Source organism: Buttiauxella agrestis ATCC 33320 (genome assembly GCF_000735355.1).
Classification (GTDB): Bacteria; Pseudomonadota; Gammaproteobacteria; order Enterobacterales; family Enterobacteriaceae; genus Buttiauxella; species Buttiauxella agrestis.
The window spans coordinates 44,784-61,817 of the sequence record NZ_JMPI01000063.1; the positions used below are offsets into that span (position 1 = coordinate 44,784).

General features: G+C 50.8%; 14 protein-coding genes. 6 read left to right on the top strand and 8 right to left on the bottom strand.

Going from position 1 to position 17,034, the window contains the following annotated elements:
- Positions 1-180: 180 nt before the first annotated feature.
- Positions 181-2,895, bottom strand: a complete 2,715-nt coding sequence (gene mgtA / locus GBAG_RS17775) for a magnesium-translocating P-type ATPase (RefSeq protein WP_425591313.1) — start codon at positions 2,893-2,895, stop codon at positions 181-183.
- A gap of 383 nt (positions 2,896-3,278) precedes the next feature.
- On the opposite strand from mgtA, the gene treR reads away from it, so the two are divergent.
- From treR to treC, 3 genes are all read left to right on the top strand, one after another.
- On the top strand, positions 3,279-4,226 hold the full coding sequence (gene treR, locus GBAG_RS17780) for a trehalose operon repressor TreR (protein WP_034498782.1): 948 nt from the start codon (positions 3,279-3,281) through the stop codon (positions 4,224-4,226).
- Between the two features lie 126 nt (positions 4,227-4,352).
- On the top strand, positions 4,353-5,771 hold the full coding sequence (gene treB / locus GBAG_RS17785) for a PTS trehalose transporter subunit IIBC (protein ID WP_034498783.1): 1,419 nt from the start codon (positions 4,353-4,355) through the stop codon (positions 5,769-5,771).
- A gap of 98 nt (positions 5,772-5,869) precedes the next feature.
- Positions 5,870-7,525, top strand: a complete 1,656-nt coding sequence (treC, locus tag GBAG_RS17790; protein ID WP_034498784.1) for an alpha,alpha-phosphotrehalase — start codon at positions 5,870-5,872, stop codon at positions 7,523-7,525.
- Positions 7,526-7,580: 55 nt separating this feature from the next.
- Here the strand turns inward: treC and GBAG_RS17795 are convergent, their stop codons facing one another.
- Genes GBAG_RS17795 through GBAG_RS17805 form a run of 3 tightly spaced genes read right to left on the bottom strand, consistent with a single transcriptional unit; the run spans position 7,581 to position 11,193 of the window.
- Positions 7,581-8,240: a hypothetical protein gene (locus tag GBAG_RS17795; protein ID WP_156104909.1), complete on the bottom strand. Its 660-nt coding sequence runs from the start codon at positions 8,238-8,240 to the stop codon at positions 7,581-7,583.
- A 3-nt stretch (positions 8,241-8,243) separates the two neighbouring features.
- Positions 8,244-8,804: a M35 family metallo-endopeptidase gene (locus GBAG_RS17800; protein WP_034498787.1), complete on the bottom strand. Its 561-nt coding sequence runs from the start codon at positions 8,802-8,804 to the stop codon at positions 8,244-8,246.
- A 16-nt stretch (positions 8,805-8,820) separates the two neighbouring features.
- A complete protein-coding gene (locus GBAG_RS17805; protein ID WP_034498789.1) occupies positions 8,821-11,193 on the bottom strand; it encodes a type VI secretion system Vgr family protein in 2,373 nt (790 codons plus the stop codon).
- A 525-nt stretch (positions 11,194-11,718) separates the two neighbouring features.
- Here GBAG_RS17805 and nrdD point away from each other — a divergent pair.
- Together nrdD and nrdG are read left to right on the top strand one after the other, a co-directional pair.
- On the top strand, positions 11,719-13,854 hold the full coding sequence (gene nrdD / locus GBAG_RS17810; RefSeq protein ID WP_034498791.1) for an anaerobic ribonucleoside-triphosphate reductase: 2,136 nt from the start codon (positions 11,719-11,721) through the stop codon (positions 13,852-13,854).
- Positions 13,854-14,318, top strand: a complete 465-nt coding sequence (nrdG, locus tag GBAG_RS17815; protein ID WP_034498793.1) for an anaerobic ribonucleoside-triphosphate reductase-activating protein — start codon at positions 13,854-13,856, stop codon at positions 14,316-14,318. The genes nrdD and nrdG overlap by 1 nt, the downstream gene beginning before the upstream one ends.
- A gap of 6 nt (positions 14,319-14,324) precedes the next feature.
- On the opposite strand, the gene GBAG_RS17820 is transcribed toward nrdG, so the two are convergent.
- Together GBAG_RS17820 and GBAG_RS17825 are read right to left on the bottom strand one after the other, a co-directional pair.
- Positions 14,325-14,966 carry an NAD(P)H-binding protein gene (locus tag GBAG_RS17820; RefSeq protein WP_034498794.1) on the bottom strand — a complete coding sequence of 214 codons (642 nt, stop codon included), beginning with the start codon at positions 14,964-14,966 and terminating at the stop codon, positions 14,325-14,327.
- Between the two features lie 15 nt (positions 14,967-14,981).
- Positions 14,982-15,425 carry a YhbP family protein gene (locus GBAG_RS17825; protein ID WP_034498795.1) on the bottom strand — a complete coding sequence of 148 codons (444 nt, stop codon included), beginning with the start codon at positions 15,423-15,425 and terminating at the stop codon, positions 14,982-14,984.
- A gap of 53 nt (positions 15,426-15,478) precedes the next feature.
- Here GBAG_RS17825 and GBAG_RS17830 point away from each other — a divergent pair, with 53 nt between their 5' ends.
- Complete coding sequence (locus GBAG_RS17830; RefSeq protein ID WP_034498797.1) at positions 15,479-15,787, top strand: GIY-YIG nuclease family protein; 309 nt, start codon at positions 15,479-15,481, stop codon at positions 15,785-15,787.
- Here the strand turns inward: GBAG_RS17830 and GBAG_RS17835 are convergent.
- Together GBAG_RS17835 and ubiT are read right to left on the bottom strand one after the other, a co-directional pair.
- On the bottom strand, positions 15,771-16,277 hold the full coding sequence (locus tag GBAG_RS17835; RefSeq protein WP_034498799.1) for a GNAT family N-acetyltransferase: 507 nt from the start codon (positions 16,275-16,277) through the stop codon (positions 15,771-15,773). The genes GBAG_RS17830 and GBAG_RS17835 overlap by 17 nt on opposite strands.
- Positions 16,271-16,795 carry a ubiquinone anaerobic biosynthesis accessory factor UbiT gene (gene ubiT / locus GBAG_RS17840; protein ID WP_034498800.1) on the bottom strand — a complete coding sequence of 175 codons (525 nt, stop codon included), beginning with the start codon at positions 16,793-16,795 and terminating at the stop codon, positions 16,271-16,273. The genes GBAG_RS17835 and ubiT overlap by 7 nt, the downstream gene beginning before the upstream one ends.
- Between the last annotated feature and the right edge of the window lie 239 nt (positions 16,796-17,034).

Consider the following 17,034-nt stretch of genomic DNA (forward strand, 5'->3'; position numbering starts at 1 on the left):
TTCCTTTAACAGTGACGGGCCAGAAAAAAGCAAAAACAATCTGGTAACACGTGTAGAAATATTCATCAAGATTATGGGACGGAAACGCGGGATGTAGATCACATCCCGCTGATTTTTACTCTACCCATTAGCATTCGAGTTGCAGCCAACGCCGCTGCAGCTTGAAGGATGATGGGTATATTACTGCCAGCCGTAACGGCGGCTGTAGAACCCTTTCACACACTGAGTCAGCGTCATGTATCCGGCAAGGATCGCAATCAGCCATGGGAAGTAGCTCAGCGGCAGCGCCTGAAGTTGCAGGTAACTTGCCAGCGGCGAGAACGGCAGGCCAATCCCAACCACCATCACGACCAGGGTCATGATCATCAACGGCCACGCAGCTCGGCTCTGAATGAACGGGATGCGGCGGGTGCGAATCATATGCACAATTAATGTCTGCGACAGTAACCCCACCACGAACCAGCCAGACTGGAACAGGGTTTGCGCTTCTGGCACGTTGGCCTTGAACACCCACCACATCACGCAGAATGTCAGAATATCGAAGATGGAGCTTATCGGCCCGAAGAACACCATAAAGCGGCCTAAATCCGCCGGGTTCCAGCGCTGCGGTTTTTTGATTTGCTCGTCATCGACGTTATCGAACGGAATCGCCACCTGGGAGACATCGTACAGCAGGTTCTGAATCAATAAGTGTAACGGCAGCATCGGCAAGAACGGCAGGAAAGCGCTGGCCACCAGCACGCTGAACACATTACCGAAGTTAGAACTGGCGGTCATTTTGATGTATTTGAGCATGTTGGCGAAGGTTCTGCGCCCTTCAATCACGCCCTGTTCCAGCACCATCAGGCTTTTTTCCAGCAGGATGATATCTGCGGCCTCACGCGCAATATCTACCGCGCCATCCACGGAAATCCCAATATCTGCGGCACGTAATGCCGGAGCATCGTTAATGCCATCACCCATGAATCCAACCACATGACCTTCGCCACGCAGCAGGCGCACGATGCGCTCTTTGTGCATTGGCGTCAGGCGGGCAAACAGCGTGGTGCGCAAAGCCAACGCCGCAAGCTGTTCGTCAGGTATGTTTTCGATTTCGCTGCCTGTCACCAACTCGCCTACTTCCAGACCCACTTCGCGGCACACTTTCGCGGCCACCAGCTCGCTATCGCCGGTGAGAATTTTCACCGTGATGCCACTTTCTTTCAGCGCTTTGAGTGCCGGAGCGGTGGTTTCTTTTGGTGGATCGAGGAACGCAATATAGCCTTCAAGGATCAGATCCGATTCATCCACGCGGCCATAATCTTCGCCACGCGCGGGTAAGAATTTGGTCGCAACGGCCACCACACGCAATCCCTGGCGATTCAGATCGTCAGTCACACGGCGAATACGCGCCAGCAAGGATTCGCTAAGCGGCACGATCTCGTCACCGTAACGAACCTGAGAGCAGACGTTCAGGATCTCCTGCAATGCGCCTTTGCAGATCAACTGATGCACTTCCGGCTGTTCGGAGACCACTACCGACATGCGGCGACGTTCAAAGTCGAACGGGATCTCATCCACTTTCTGCCAGCGTGTGGCAGCGTTACGCGCATGATCCTCGTCAACACCTTCCAGCACCGCGACATCCAGCAGGTTTTTCAGGCCCGTCTGGTAATGGCTGTTCAGCCAGGCGGTATGCAGAACATGGTTGCTGACCGCACCGAGAATATCGGTGTGAGTTTCCAGAACAATACGATCCTGAGTCAGCGTGCCGGTTTTGTCGGTACAAAGGATATCCATCGCCCCGAAGTTTTGGATCGCGTCGAGGTGCTTGACGATCACTTTTTGCTTCGACAGTTTTACCGCACCGCGAGCCAGCGTCGAAGTGACGATCATCGGCAGCATTTCAGGTGTTAAACCCACCGCTACAGAGAGCGAGAACAGCGCCGCTTCCCACCAGTCGCCTTTAGTGAAGCCGTTAATCAGCAGCACGACAGGCGTCATCACCAGCATGAAGCGGATGAGTACCCAGCTCACACGGCTGATGCCTTTCTGGAACGCGTTCGGTTCACTTTCTTGCTGGGTTACGCGCCCGGCCAGTTGCCCAAACCAGGTATTGCCGCCTGTTGAGATGATCATTGCCAGCGCCGTGCCGCTCACCACGTTGGTGCCCATAAAGCACAGCGTGTCGCATTCCAGCGGGTTGTTGTGCGACAGATCGCGGCTGACCGCGACTTTTTCTACCGGTAAGGATTCGCCAGTGAGCGAAGCCTGGCCGACGAAAAGATCGCGTGCCTGGATGACGCGCAGATCCGCCGGGATCATGTCGCCTGCCGCCAGTTTGACGATGTCGCCCGGCACCAGTTGGTCGAGCGGGATTTCGATAAACTCGTTTTCACCGCTTTCATGGACGACACGCAGCACGGTCGCGGTGTTGCTGACCATCGCTTTTAGCGTATCCGCCGCTTTGGTGGAACGCGCTTCCTGAACGAAATTCAGCAACGTGGCGATGACGACCATCAACGCAATGACGCCTGCGGCAAACAAGTCTTCAGTGGAATAGGAAACAATCCCGAGGATTGTCAGCAAGATATTGAAAGGGTTGCGATAGCACAGCCACAGATGAACCCACCATGGCGACGCTTTTTGCGCCGGGATTTGGTTCAGGCCATGTTGCTCTAGCGCACGTTCAACTTCACGCGCATTCAGCCCTTCCGGGTGGCTCTGGAAATCGCGGTACAGTTGCTCTTCTGAGGCTCGCGCATATTTCAGGCAGGCTTCGCTTAATGAAGCCGGGACGTCCTGAGCATGAGCAACGGTATTGTCATCCGGCATCAGGTCGCGTTGGATCAAGCGACGTGGCAGGTGGCGGCTCAGTTGTGCAAACAACTGCCGGGTCAGATTTTTTAACAGCATAATAGTCCCTCGGCCCCACGTAATGCGGAGCCTGGTGACATGCAGGCGCGGCTAATCCTTGCCTTGCAGGCCAAATAATTTTTTCAGCAGGGATATCGTTGATTGATACAAGATAGATCTCTGCCTTACGCAATCCGGTAAGGCAGTCGCTTCAAAGGCAGTTGCTTCAAAGAAGGGAGTCTTACCGGATTATTCCTGTCATTACAGGGTCTGGACTGGGATCAGGTTCCATGTCGCCTCCGGTTAAAAGTAAAAGTCATTACACTAGTCGCGGGCATTCTACGCCCGCAAACCTAAACCTGGCGTAAACCAGATTTTTTCCATTGTGGTATTGTTGGCTTGCCTTGATTCTAATGAGCAATTGACTGCCGGGAACCTACACGATGCAAAGCCGCCTCACTATTAAAGACATCGCCCGTTTAAGCGGTGTCGGTAAATCTACTGTTTCTCGCGTGTTGAATAACGAAAGCGGCGTCAGCGCCCGCACGCGAGAACGCGTGGAAGCGGTGATGCAGCAAGAGGGTTTTTCCCCTTCCCGCTCGGCGCGGGCGATGCGTGGGCAAAGTGACAAAGTCGTCGCCATTATCGTGACGCGTCTGGACTCGTTATCAGAAAACCTGGCGGTACAAACCATGCTGCCGTCGCTCTATGAGCAGGGTTACGACCCGATCATGATGGAAAGCCAGTTCGATCCGGAACTGGTTGAAGAGCATCTGGGTATGCTCAAGCGGCGTAATATCGACGGCGTGATTCTGTTTGGTTTTACCGGCATCAATGAAAAAATGCTCGCCCCCTGGCAATCGACGCTGGTACTCATGGCGCGGGATGCCAAAGGGTTTGCCTCGGTTTGTTATGACGACGAAGGGGCAATTAATATTTTGATGTCACGCCTTTATGAGCAGGGCCATCGCCACATCAGTTTCCTCGGCGTGCCCCATAGCGATGTGACAACCGGCTTGCGCCGCCATGAAGCCTATCTCGCGTTTTGCAAACAACACCAACTGACGCCAAACGTGGCGCTACCGGGGTTGGCGATGAAACAAGGTTACGAACACGTCGCTGAAGTTTTGTTACCAGAAACCACCGCCCTGCTTTGCGCGACCGATACCCTCGCTCTGGGCGCCAGCAAATATCTCCAGGAACACCAACGCACCACGCTGCAACTGGCGAGCGTCGGGAATACGCCGCTGATGAAGTTCCTGCACCCGGAAATCATCACGGTCGATCCAGGTTATGCTGAGGCAGGACGCCAGGCGGTTTTGCAGTTGATTGGGCAAGTCACGCAGGCTCGCGAACTGCGCCAGATCGTTATCCCCAGCACTCTCCAGTAACACCCCTCACTTCAGGTTTATTGTGATCGTCGATTGATTTCGGGAACGTTCCCATTTTCGAGGTGAAGATTAAAAGATAACCTTGCGGCAGATAAAAAACCTCACTCCTTACTCTGGGACCTCATCATGGCCAAAGTGAAACAACAGGATATAGATAAGCTGATAGAACTGGTCGGCGGGCGCGAGAATATTGCCACCGTCAGTCACTGCATCACTCGCTTACGGTTCGTATTAAACAATACCGCGATTGCGAAGCCGAAAGAGATTGAAGAGCTGCCGATGGTTAAGGGCTGCTTTACAAACGCCGGGCAGTTCCAGGTGGTAATTGGCCCGGAAGTGGGCGATTACTACAAGGCATTGATCGCCGCGACAGGCCATAGCACTGCAGATAAAGAACAAGCGAAACTCGCTGCACGCCAGAATATGAAATGGCACGAGCAATTAATTTCCCACTTCGCCGAGATCTTCTTCCCACTTCTACCTGCATTAATCAGCGGAGGTTTAATCCTCGGCTTCCGTAATGTGATTGGCGATTTGCCGATGAGCAACGGGCAGACTCTGGCGCAAATGCACCCGTCCCTACAATCGATTTACGATTTCTTGTGGCTGATTGGCGAAGCTATTTTCTTCTATTTGCCGGTCGGTATTTGCTGGTCAGCAGTGCGAAAAATGGGTGGGACACCTATCCTTGGTATTGTGCTTGGCGTCACGCTCGTGTCACCGCAGTTAATGAATGCCTATGAATTGGGTAGCAAAATTCCGGAAGTCTGGAACTTCGGCTGGTTCACCATCGAAAAAGTGGGCTACCAGGCGCAGGTGATTCCAGCATTGCTGGCGGGGCTGGCTCTGGGCTTTATTGAGACGCGTCTGAAACGCATCGTGCCAGATTACCTCTATCTTGTAATAGTGCCTGTGTGTTCGCTGATTCTGGCGGTGTTCCTGGCACATGCGTTTATCGGCCCGTTTGGACGCTGGATTGGTGATGGCGTGGCCTTTGCGGTTCGCCATTTGATGACGGGAAGTTTTGCCCCTATCGGTGCCGCGTTGTTTGGCTTCCTGTACGCACCGCTGGTGATTACCGGTGTGCATCAGACAACACTCGCTATCGACATGCAGATGATTCAGAGCATGGGCGGAACGCCGGTGTGGCCGCTGATTGCGCTGTCTAACATTGCGCAGGCATCTGCGGTTGTCGGCATCATTATTTGCAGCCGTAAACATAACGAACGTGAGATTTCAGTTCCGGCGGCGATTTCCGCCTACCTGGGTGTGACCGAACCAGCAATGTACGGCATCAACCTGAAATACCGCTTCCCGATGCTGTGCGCAATGGTTGGCTCAGGGCTTGCAGGCTTGTTGTGTGGCCTGAGCGGAGTGATGGCAAACGGGATTGGCGTGGGTGGCTTGCCGGGAATTTTGTCCATTCAGCCGCGCTATTGGGAAGTTTATTCCCTCGCCATTCTGATTGCAGTCGTGATTCCAATCGTGCTGACCAGTGTGATGTATAAGCGCAAATACCGTCAGGGCACGTTGTTAGTGGTTTAGTTTTTTGGTGGTTCAATTTTTAACTTATGCCCTAAAGATTTCGAGTTGCAGCCAACGCAGCGGCGGCTCGAAATATGACGGGCGTTTAGGAATGATTTATGAATACAACTCCTCCCTGGTGGCAACATGGTGTCATCTACCAAATCTACCCGAAGAGTTTTCAGGACACGACTGGCAGTGGCACGGGCGACCTGATTGGCGTCATTAAGCGTCTGGACTACCTTAAGCTGCTGGGTGTTGATGCCATTTGGCTGACACCGTTTTATGTTTCACCGCAGGTGGATAACGGTTACGACGTGGCGAACTACTGCGCCATCGACCACACCTACGGCACGCTGGATGATTTCGATTTGTTAGTCGCCGGCGCCCACGAGCGCGGCATCCGTGTCATTCTGGATATGGTTTTTAACCATACGTCCACCCAGCACGCCTGGTTCCACGAAGCGCTGAACAAAGAAAGCCCATACCGCGAGTTTTATATCTGGCGCGACGGTACGCCTGATGTTCTGCCTAACAACTGGCGCTCTAAATTCGGTGGTAACGCCTGGCGTTGGCATGCAGAAAGTGGCCAGTATTACCTGCATTTATTTGCCCCAGAGCAGGCGGATCTCAACTGGGAAAACCCGCAGGTTCGCGCTGAATTGAAGAAGGTTTGCGAGTTCTGGGCCGATCGCGGCGTAGATGGATTGCGCCTTGATGTGATTAACCTGGTTTCGAAAGATCAAGATTTCCCAAGCGATATTGAAGGCGGTGACGGACGACGTTTCTACACCGACGGACCGCGTATTCACGAATATCTGCAAGAGCTGAGCCGTGACGTGTTTGTGCCACGCGAGCTGATGACGGTGGGCGAAATGTCGTCAACGACTCTCGATAACTGCCAGCAATATGCCGCGCTGAACAGCAATGAACTGTCGATGACGTTTAACTTCCATCACCTGAAAGTGGATTATCCCAACGGGCAAAAATGGGCGCTGGCGGCTCCGGATTACGTGGCGCTTAAAGCTATCTTCAGCCACTGGCAGCAAGGCATGCATAATGTGGCGTGGAATGCATTGTTTTGGTGTAACCACGACCAGCCGCGCATCGTGTCGCGTTTTGGTGATGAAGGCGAACTGCGTGTTCCGGCGGCAAAAATGCTGGCGATGGTGCTGCATGGTATGCAGGGCACGCCGTACATTTATCAGGGCGAAGAGTTGGGGATGACCAATCCGCACTTCAAACGCATCATTGATTACCGTGATGTGGAAAGCCACAACATGTACGCAGAGCTACGCGCGCAAGGCCGTGACAGTGAAAACCTGTTGGCTATCCTTGCCAGTAAATCGCGTGATAACAGCCGCACGCCGATGCAGTGGAATGACGGCGAACACGCTGGATTCACTGACGGCACGCCGTGGATAAACCTGTGCGATAACTATCAATCTATTAATGCCAAAGCGGCTGTTGATGACCCGGACTCAGTGTTTTATGCCTATCAGAAACTGATTACGCTGCGTAAAGCGAATCCTGTTTTCACCTGGGGTAGCTATCAGGATTTGCTGCCTGAGCATCCGTATTTATGGTGCTATCGCCGCGAATGGCAAGGCCAGACGTTGGTGGTTGCGGCAAACCTCAGCCGTGAAAACCAATGGTGGGTGCCTGAAGCCTTCGAGGGTGACTGGGATGTGCTAATGAGTAATTACGCTGATGCGGCGGGCAAACCGGGTGAAATGAGTTTACGACCATTTGAAGCGGTTTATTGGTTGCAGTAAAGATACTGAATTAATAAATAAAAAGCCCAAATGGGCTTTTTATTTATTCCAGAAACTAATTAATTTTTACTGGCGCTGTAATTGTTATGTGTATTTTATTGGACTCAACAAATAACTCGCCACTGCCAATCTTGTCTTTAAAATAAAATGGAGTTTCCGGAATAAAGATTTCATAGGCATGTACGCCAGGAAGGAAGTGATAATACCTCCCAAGTTTTACGATCGTTTCATATTTATGGTCAGATTCAATGGTGACATAATCATCAGGATATTGATATACACTTCCAAAATTAACTAGCTCCCCTACATAATCCAAATAAATACATCCGGAAGTTATAGAAAAGATTGGGTTGGATAAGCGCCCCTCAACCGCAGTATTTTTCTTAGGGATAACTATCGATTTATCACTTTTATTCTCCACTGAAACATTAATATTACCTTCCAATTCCTCTGCCTTAATGACAATTTTGAGCGCATGGGATTGCAAAGAATTTTCTTTATATATCCTGTTGTCATTTATGGGATCTGGTGCATTGTATGCTTGTTGCATTCTTAATGGATAAATTGCCTCATTTGTATGCGCAACTCCGTTATAAAAAAGCTTTCCATAACCATATTGCTGTCCATCACTACAATCATTTGGAACTGCTAATGTGTAAAATGAACACAAAAGAGTTATACAAAAAAGTAGTAATTGATAATTTATTGTTTTCATGATTTACACAAAATACATTTCAAAATTGTATGAGCTTTGCATCGTTCTTTCATCACATTTCCTTGCCAGTGAAACTGCATAACTTCTTGGGGAACCCTCACCTAAATCTTTAGTACCTAGAATATCATCGAAGTGTGACATTTCATGACATAAGGTTACCACTTGTGAATTCTCACCAGTCAAAGGCGCCTTCGAGAATTTCTCTCCAATATTAATATTATGTTCTAAATCAGAGGAATTTACGGATGCATAAACATTTTCTTTGGTCTTCTTAAAGTTAGATATTGGAATTTCATTATTTAATAAAATCTCTTTATTTATACCTTCCAGTATCCATTGTCGTGCCTTTTCATTAGTTAAACCAAACGCTTTTTTGAACCTTTGCTGAGCACACCCATCCCATATTTCAAGTTCATTTTTTCTTTCCAATAAAATTATGCGCTGCTCTTTCATGGCATTTCTAATCATTTTTTTAAAGGGATCTGTTATTTTTTGGTGCACAACAACTCCCTTTTCTAAAGATGTAGTTCCTATTGTTATTTTTTCATCTTCACTGCTAAACATATTTCCTCCTAAAATCTCACCAAATATCGAACAAAACCTTAATTTTTATATCTTCTTTTTGTATCGAATTAAATGTCTCTGTAAATCCATTTTTATCGATCACTCCTTCTTTTTGTGTTCCATCAGAAAAACAAGCAACATATTTCATATCTGTATAGGGTGTATCGTCATCATCCGAAAAATGGAATTGGATATTGTACTGGTCAGATTCATCCTCGCTACCATGTTCGTCCCCTTCCTCAGAATTACCTCCATCGCCAGAACTATCTGCATTCTCATCCTGCGGCGACTCAGTTGCTGCATCATCCACTTTATCACCCAACGCACTCAGCACCGTCGGTTGCAGGGTCTGAACTGGTGTCCCCGCACTACCGCCACCATTGAAGTTGATTTTCAGCCCGGTGATGTCGATACCGCCGGGATGGATGACCACAAACGAACTCCCCACTCGCAGCGTGATTTTGCTCCCGCTCTGCAACACGATGTCGCCCTGCGCATCCACACCCAGCGAACCCGCCACTTTCTGTGCCAGGTCGCCTTTCACTTCCAGGCTGTGATGGCCCTTCACCAGGCTGATATAGTCTTTTGTGGTGTTGTGTTCCTGATTGCCTTTTACCGTCACTTTGCGGTCGCGCTCCACGTACAGGTTGTCATCGCGGCCAGCGTTTACCGTCCGGTCGCGGATGACTTTCAGCGTCTGGTCATTGCGTACGGTGATGCTGCGGTCGTGCGCCACGGTGATTTTCTGGTCATGTCCGGCAGCATTCTCCTTGCCGACTTTTACCGTCTGCCCCAGCCCGACCGTGACCTGCTGGTTATGGCCGATGGTTTCTGTATGGTCGACTTTCACGTGGGTATCGCGGTTATTCAGCACCACGGTCTTCATGTCCTTCTGGGCATGCATCAACAGCAGTTCCTGGCCGGTCTGATCGTCAAACATTAATTCGTTGTATCCATTACCCTTATACGTCTGCGAGCGTATCGCCATCTGGGTTTTAGTCCCCGGCAGGTCGCCCGGTGCGCGGTTGGCGGCGTGATACGTCCGTCCGGTGATAATCGGCTGGTCGGGGTCGCCATTCAGGAAATCGACAATCACTTCCTGGCCGACGCGCGGGATGGCGATGTTGCCGAATCCGGTGCCCGCCCACGCCTGAGAGACGCGCACCCAGCACGAGCTTTCTTCGTTGCTTTTGTTATACCGGTCCCAGGCAAATTTCACCGTCACACGTCCGTGTTCGTCGCAGTATATTTCTTCCCCGGCCGGACCGGTGACAATGCCGATTTGCGGGCCGTCCACCAGCGGTTTCGGCAACGGTGTCGGGCGCCAGGTCTGGGTGGCCGGAATAACATAAAAGCGGTTGGTGAGCGTGGTGCCCTGGCCTGAACTGCCGATTTGCGCCTGCGGCTGGTTGCCGGAAATCTCGCTCGACACCACCTGCCACGGGCTGTTTAAATCTTCCCGCGGATGGTCAGTGAGGGTGAACCAGCGCCCCGGCTGTAACTGCGGGCAATTACTGGTGCCACTGGCAAAATCGACGTTATTGCGCCAGCCGTCCATCTGATATTTCGCAAAATCGGCACCGTGCTGTTCGTCTTTAAAACGCCCCGGATAGTCAAAGATTTCATAGTCCGGGCGCTGATACGACAGGTCTGCGCCTTCTTCCTGGTACTGCGCCTGCCAGTTCGGGGCGGTGAAGGTGTAGTCCTTTGTGGTGACTTTTGCCGGGCGGATTTGCGCGCTGCGACAAAAGGTGTTGATGCAGTAGGTGGACGATTCAGAGGCGGCATTCGGGTTGTAGGGGAACGCCCCGAGGCCGCGCAGGTTGCAGCGGTCATCGGTGAAAGTCAGCTTCTGGTCACGGTCGTCGAGATATTCATCCTCGAAGAAAAAAATCCCCTCTTCGGCGGCGAGGCGGGCGATGAAATCGTAATCCGATTCCATAAACTGCACGCAGAATTCCCGCGCCGGATGCGGGCGGCGAAACAGCGCGTCATGCGTGCGGATACGCATTTCTTTCAGCAGCTTGGCAAAAATATACTGGATGTCGTAATTCTGAAAGCTTCGGCAGTTCTGACGCTGGGAGCTGCGCCAGAACTCCGGGCGTACCGTCATGCGGTACAAAGTCTGATGTTTGCCGGAATCGCCCTGCTCGCAGAAGGTGACGATACCGCGCACCCGGCGCTTGATCACATCGCCCTGCCAGATGGTGAGCAGCGCGAATTCATCGAGAATAGCTTTAAAGCCAATCGCCGGGTCATTGCAGGCGACGGTGATCTCCAGGCTGAACAGGGAAGAGAGGGACTGCTTTAGCTTAAAGTTCACCACCGCAAAGGTGTCGGCCGGAGTACGCCCGGCGGTGAAGGTAAAGCGGGTGCCGTCTGAGGCCATGATGGAAGTCCTTTCCTGTCCGTGGAATTATTGACCAGAGCCTATAGTTGAAACTTAACTATTAGCCTGATAAATATAATTAAATCAATAATATATATGACAAGCACAATAAGACTGACTCTGAAGAGTGACTGTGATTTTCATCACATAAAAAGAAATTAGAAACCATACAAAGTAATGAGGGAAAGGATTCTGGTTAACAAAATGCACGAACTGCATACTTTAAAAATTTTAAGATTTCTTCTTGTTGCCCATCCTTCCTACTACGCCCGATTTACCTTGTCCTGCATCAATAAAATCGCAAACTTGTTTGATGCAAATCACTACATATAGACCTTAAAATGCACCCTGCCCCTACATCTTGTATTAATCGACTATTATAGCAACAAGAGCCACAGCCACTTCTGGGGATTATCTGTGGATAAAGCCAGGGGCAAAAACAGAAAGCCTATGGCAATGCGAGCAAAACCCGGCTTGCAGACAATGACATCCCTTTGTGGATAACCTTTTTTAAATGGAGAGATCATGACACCGCATGTGATGAAAAGAGACGGGTGCAAAGTACCTTTCACTTCAGAGCGCATTAAAGAAGCTATTCTTCGTGCAGCTAAAGCAGCGGGAGTCGATGACGCAGACTATTGCGGCCGCGTCGCAGATATTGTCCGTGCACAAATGGAAGGCCGCAGCCAGGTTGATATTGGTGAAATCCAGACTGCTGTAGAAAACCAGCTGATGGCAGGCGACTATAAGCAACTTGCGCGTGCTTACATCGAATATCGCCATGACCGTGATATCGAGCGCGAAAAACGTGGCCGCCTGAATCAGGAAATCCGGGGTCTGGTAGAACAAACCAACTCCGCTTTGCTCAACGAAAACGCCAATAAAGACAGCAAAGTTATCCCGACTCAGCGTGACCTGTTAGCCGGTATCGTGGCAAAACACTACGCTTCTCAACATCTGTTGCCGCGTGATGTGGTGCTGGCGCACGAGCGTGGCGATATTCACTATCACGACCTCGATTACTCACCGTTCTTCCCGATGTTTAACTGCATGCTGATTGATCTGAAAGGCATGCTGACGCACGGCTTTAAGATGGGTAACGCGGAGATTGAGCCACCGAAATCCATCTCTACGGCAACCGCCGTCACTGCGCAAATCATCGCCCAGGTTGCCAGCCACATTTACGGCGGCACCACCATTAACCGTATTGATGAAGTGCTGGCACCGTTCGTCACTGAAAGCTTTGAAAAACATCGCCAGACTGCTGAAAAGTGGCAGATCCCGGATGCCGAAGGCTATGCACTTTCTCGCACCGAGAAAGAGTGTTATGACGCTTTCCAGTCGCTGGAATATGAAGTGAATACGCTGCACACCGCTAACGGTCAGACACCGTTCGTGACCTTCGGTTTTGGTCTGGGGACCAGTTGGGAATCTCGCCTGATTCAGACTTCTATTCTGCGTAATCGCATCGCGGGTCTGGGCAAAAACCGTAAAACAGCGGTGTTCCCGAAACTGGTCTTTGCGATTAAAGACGGCCTGAACCATAAAGCGGGCGACGCAAACTACGACATTAAACAGCTCGCGCTGGAGTGCGCCAGCAAGCGCATGTACCCGGACATTCTGAACTACGACCAGGTTGTGAAAGTGACCGGTTCGTTCAAAACGCCAATGGGCTGCCGTAGTTTCCTCGGCGTGTATGAAGAAAATGGCGAGCAGATCCACGATGGCCGTAACAATATCGGCGTTATCAGCCTGAACCTGCCGCGTATTGCGCTGGAAGCAAAGGGTGATGAATCTGCCTTCTGGAAACTGCTCGATGAGCGCCTGGAACTGGCATACAAGGCACTGATGACGCGCATTGCACGTCTGGATGGCGTTAAAGCTCGCGTGGCACCTATCCTGTATATGGAAGGAGCTTGCGGCGTGCGTCTGAAAGCAGACGACGACGTTTCTGAGATTTTCAAAAATGGCCGCGCGTCGATTTCCCTGGGTTACATCGGTATCCACGAAACGGTGAATGCGCTGTTTGGCAATCAACACGTTTACGATAGCGAAGAGCTGCGTGCTAAAGCCGTCGCAATTGTTGAGCGCCTGCGCCTGGCGACCGACACCTGGAAAGATGAAACCGGCTACGGTTTCAGCCTTTACAGTACGCCAAGTGAAAATCTGTGTGACCGTTTCTGCCGTCTTGATACCGCCGAATTTGGCGTAGTTCCGGGCGTGACCGACAAAGGTTACTACACCAACAGCTTCCACTTAGACGTTGAGAAGAAAGTTAACCCATACGACAAAATCGACTTTGAAGCGCCATACCCACCAGTGGCCAACGGCGGTTTCATCTGTTACGGCGAATATCCAAATATTCAGCACAACCTGCAAGCGCTGGAAGATGTCTGGGATTATAGCTACAAACACGTTCCGTATTACGGCACCAACACGCCAATTGACGAATGCTACGAGTGCGGTTTTACCGGTGAATTTGAGTGCACTAGCAAAGGTTTCACCTGCCCTAAATGTGGCAACCACGATGCCGCTCGAGTATCCGTAACGCGCCGCGTCTGCGGTTATCTGGGCAGCCCGGATGCACGTCCATTTAACGCCGGTAAGCAGGAAGAAGTGAAGCGCCGCGTGAAGCATTTGGGTAACGGGCAGATTGGTTAATGCGTTGTCATCAATACTACCCGGTAGATATCGTTAACGGGCCTGGGACACGCTGCACGCTGTTTGTTTCTGGCTGCGTGCATGAATGCCCCGGGTGTTACAACAAAAGCACCTGGCGGTTAAATTCAGGCACGGCGTTCACGCAGGAAATGGAAGATCGGATAATCAACGATCTGAATGACACGCGTATTCGCCGCCAGGGATTGTCGCTTTCGGGCGGCGATCCGCTTCACCCGCAAAACATCGCGGATGTGCTGAAACTGGTGCAGCGAGTGCGGGCGGAATGCCCTGGCAAAGATATCTGGCTGTGGACGGGTTATAAGCTTGGTGAGTTAACGGCAGCTCAGCGCGAAGTGGTTGATTTAATCAATGTGCTGATCGACGGTAAATTTGTTCAGGATCTCAAAGATCCGGCGCTTATCTGGCGTGGTAGCAGCAACCAGGTTGTGCATCATTTACGGTAAAGCCCCTTAAGGGGCTTTTGCTATTTCCCGCAACTGCCGCGAGTCCAGAATGTTCACACCTTCGCGAGACGGATTCAGCGCTTCTCGCAACATCGCTTTTGCCACATCCCTCGCTTCAATTGACTTCCATTTCCCTGGCATGATTTTAAACAGCGGCGCAAACAGCGATTCATTAAAGCGTTGCGATTCACGGTGCCCAAGCAACATGGACGGGCGAGCAATGGTTAAACGTGGCCAGTCTTGCGCGATCAGCGCCTCTTCCATTTCGCCTTTCACACGATTGTAGAAAAACGGTGATTTACTATTAGCGCCAATCGCGCTCACCACCAGCATATGCTTCGCGCCAAGGCGTTGAGCGGTTATGGCGGTATCCACCACCAGCGTGTAATCCGCCAGCACAAAAGCTTCTTTGCTGCCCGCTTCTTTCATCGTGGTGCCGAGACAACAAAACACAGTATCAAGCGGCTCGGTTAATTGTGTGAGTGCATCACTCAATTGAGGATCGTGGGGATTGGTGACTTTATTCATTGCAGGCAACGGACGCCGTGTCGCCGCAGTGATATGGCTGACTTGCGGCGCCTCGATCAACATGCGTAATAGATGTCCGCCAATGAGGCCCGTGGCCCCTGTTAACAAAACCCGGCTCATAAGTTCTCCTGTCGCTTATTCACCAAGCTTAGTGTCATCTCGCAGCCAGTGCAGTTTTTTCCCAAAACCGAGTGTGTTATCTGTCATTTTCAGCTCATCGAGCCGAATTTCCCAGACCGGAGCAGACATCACTCTCGCTACAGGGAAGCGTTTGCAGTAAAGGTTACGAATATTTGCCGCTTCAGATTCTTCAATCAGCGTAATCTCCCCACGGAACTGCACGCCACGAATAAGTGCGACGGTTTTCGGCTGCCCGTTAACGGTTCCGGCCACACTGGCTTGTTTACCAATCAACTCGCCATGGCGGGTGTGGGATTCGCTTAACAGATAAAAAGCCACGCGCTGCGCATCGTATAAATAGAACGCATTAGCGCACCATAAATCACTATGACCGCCAGCGCAGTAAGTCAGTACATGCTGTTTGTTCAGCCAGCGACTGATGGCATTGAGAGTTTCCATGGACAACCTGAAGAGTGATATTCTGCGTAAAACGTTAATTATGCGCCTGACCTATGTCTCCCTGGTATCTCTATTTAGTTCGCACTCTTGATAACCGTTTATATACCGGTATAACCACCGATGTGGAACGCCGCTTCTCGCAGCATCAGGCTGGAAAAGGCGCTAAAGCATTACGCGGGAGAGGTGAATTGACGCTGGCATTCAGCCATCTGGTTGGCGATCGTTCAAGCGCCTTGCGCCTGGAATATCGCATTAAGCAGCTAACTAAAGCGCAGAAAGAGATGTTGGTAAAAGGAGCGTTGTCGTTTGAAGACCTGCTGGCAAGCCTTCAAACGTCATCAGAGATCAAAACTCTCGGTTAAAATGCTCGTGATATTCCACTAATCCACTTACGCCATTAAGCGCGTCATCGGCCAGCGGGTGAATCAGGAAATAGGCTTCGGTATCAGGCCACGCACAACGCAAATCGAATTGTGCAGCAGGAACAAAACCAAAACGCCCGTACAATGCCGGTTCGCCTAACGTGACAACCGCCGCGTAGCCAAACTCATTGAGTGAATCCAGCCCTTCATAGACCAGTTGTTTTGCCAGCCCCTGACCACGATAAGCTTCATCAACTGCCAGCGGCGCTAAACCAACCCACTGAAGCTCTTCACCTTCTACCGCAACCGGGCTAAAGGCGGCATAACCGACAACCTGACCTTCGTCATCGGTCGCCACAACGCCAAGTGTTAACAGGCCGTCTTCTCGTAAATCCTTCACTAAATCTGCCTCACCATTGCCCTTAAAGGAACGGCGAAGTAAAGCGTCGATGCCGGGAGCATCAATAGGTATTTCTACACGAATTAGCATGGCTCACCTACCGAGTTACTTTCTGGAACAGGTTTGTGTTTCATACCTGCTTCGACAAAATCAGCCAGTTGCAGCAGCAGTATGCGTAAAGGTTTCGGCATCGCATCCAGCTCAATGGCATCCATTAAATTTTTGACGTACAGACCCAATTCGGTGTCCCCTTCAATAACCAGGCGACGTTGGAAAAACAGGGTATCGGGATCTTGTTTGCGTGCAGCGATCATCAACAAATCATTCGCCGTTGCGCTAAAGCTGACATCAGCAGGAGCGTCTTCACGAACCACCAGTTTATTATCTTGTACCGAAGTAAACCACTTCAGGCCGAGATCGCGGACTTCAATGCTTAACCAACGATCCTCAAGAAATTCGAGCTCACCCTCTTCCATTGCCTGACGAAACTGCCAGCCCAGAACCTGTTCAAGTACCTGGCGCTTCAGAGTAAAGGGCGTCAGTTTAACCGGTGTTCTTAACAATGACGGGCCTAAATGGACCAGGCGTGAACGCAATTTATCCAACACGAGCTTTACTCCTTGAGAAATTTGAACGCTATTTTGCCACACCAGCCATTCTCCGTAGCGGTGCAAATCAACAATTACGCGGGTTATCGATACCTCTATATTGATGTCATCAATACGCCATTAACTGCCTTAAATCAAAATTTGTCGTGGACGGGTTAACTAAAATCCCAGTTCGTTAACAATTTTGTGGCCCTTGCCCTGGGCTGCATGGGGTGCCTCAAAGGTTACCCGATGATTCA

What these genes read in the sequence shown, in the direction of transcription:
- GBAG_RS17835 (WP_034498799.1), bottom strand. Translation starts at nt 16,277, where the DNA reads ATGCTAATTCGTGTAGAAATACCTATTGATGCTCCCGGCATCGACGCT.
- GBAG_RS17805 (WP_034498789.1), bottom strand. Translation starts at nt 11,193, where the DNA reads ATGGCCTCAGACGGCACCCGCTTTACCTTCACCGCCGGGCGTACTCCG.
- GBAG_RS17825 (WP_034498795.1), bottom strand. Translation starts at nt 15,425, where the DNA reads ATGGAAACTCTCAATGCCATCAGTCGCTGGCTGAACAAACAGCATGTA.
- GBAG_RS17830 (WP_034498797.1), top strand. Translation starts at nt 15,479, where the DNA reads ATGTCTCCCTGGTATCTCTATTTAGTTCGCACTCTTGATAACCGTTTA.
- nrdD (WP_034498791.1), top strand. Translation starts at nt 11,719, where the DNA reads ATGACACCGCATGTGATGAAAAGAGACGGGTGCAAAGTACCTTTCACT.
- GBAG_RS17820 (WP_034498794.1), bottom strand. Translation starts at nt 14,966, where the DNA reads ATGAGCCGGGTTTTGTTAACAGGGGCCACGGGCCTCATTGGCGGACAT.
- treB (WP_034498783.1), top strand. Translation starts at nt 4,353, where the DNA reads ATGGCCAAAGTGAAACAACAGGATATAGATAAGCTGATAGAACTGGTC.
- treC (WP_034498784.1), top strand. Translation starts at nt 5,870, where the DNA reads ATGAATACAACTCCTCCCTGGTGGCAACATGGTGTCATCTACCAAATC.
- nrdG (WP_034498793.1), top strand. Translation starts at nt 13,854, where the DNA reads ATGCGTTGTCATCAATACTACCCGGTAGATATCGTTAACGGGCCTGGG.
- GBAG_RS17800 (WP_034498787.1), bottom strand. Translation starts at nt 8,804, where the DNA reads ATGTTTAGCAGTGAAGATGAAAAAATAACAATAGGAACTACATCTTTA.
- treR (WP_034498782.1), top strand. Translation starts at nt 3,279, where the DNA reads ATGCAAAGCCGCCTCACTATTAAAGACATCGCCCGTTTAAGCGGTGTC.
- GBAG_RS17795 (WP_156104909.1), bottom strand. Translation starts at nt 8,240, where the DNA reads ATGAAAACAATAAATTATCAATTACTACTTTTTTGTATAACTCTTTTG.
- mgtA (WP_425591313.1), bottom strand. Translation starts at nt 2,895, where the DNA reads ATGCTGTTAAAAAATCTGACCCGGCAGTTGTTTGCACAACTGAGCCGC.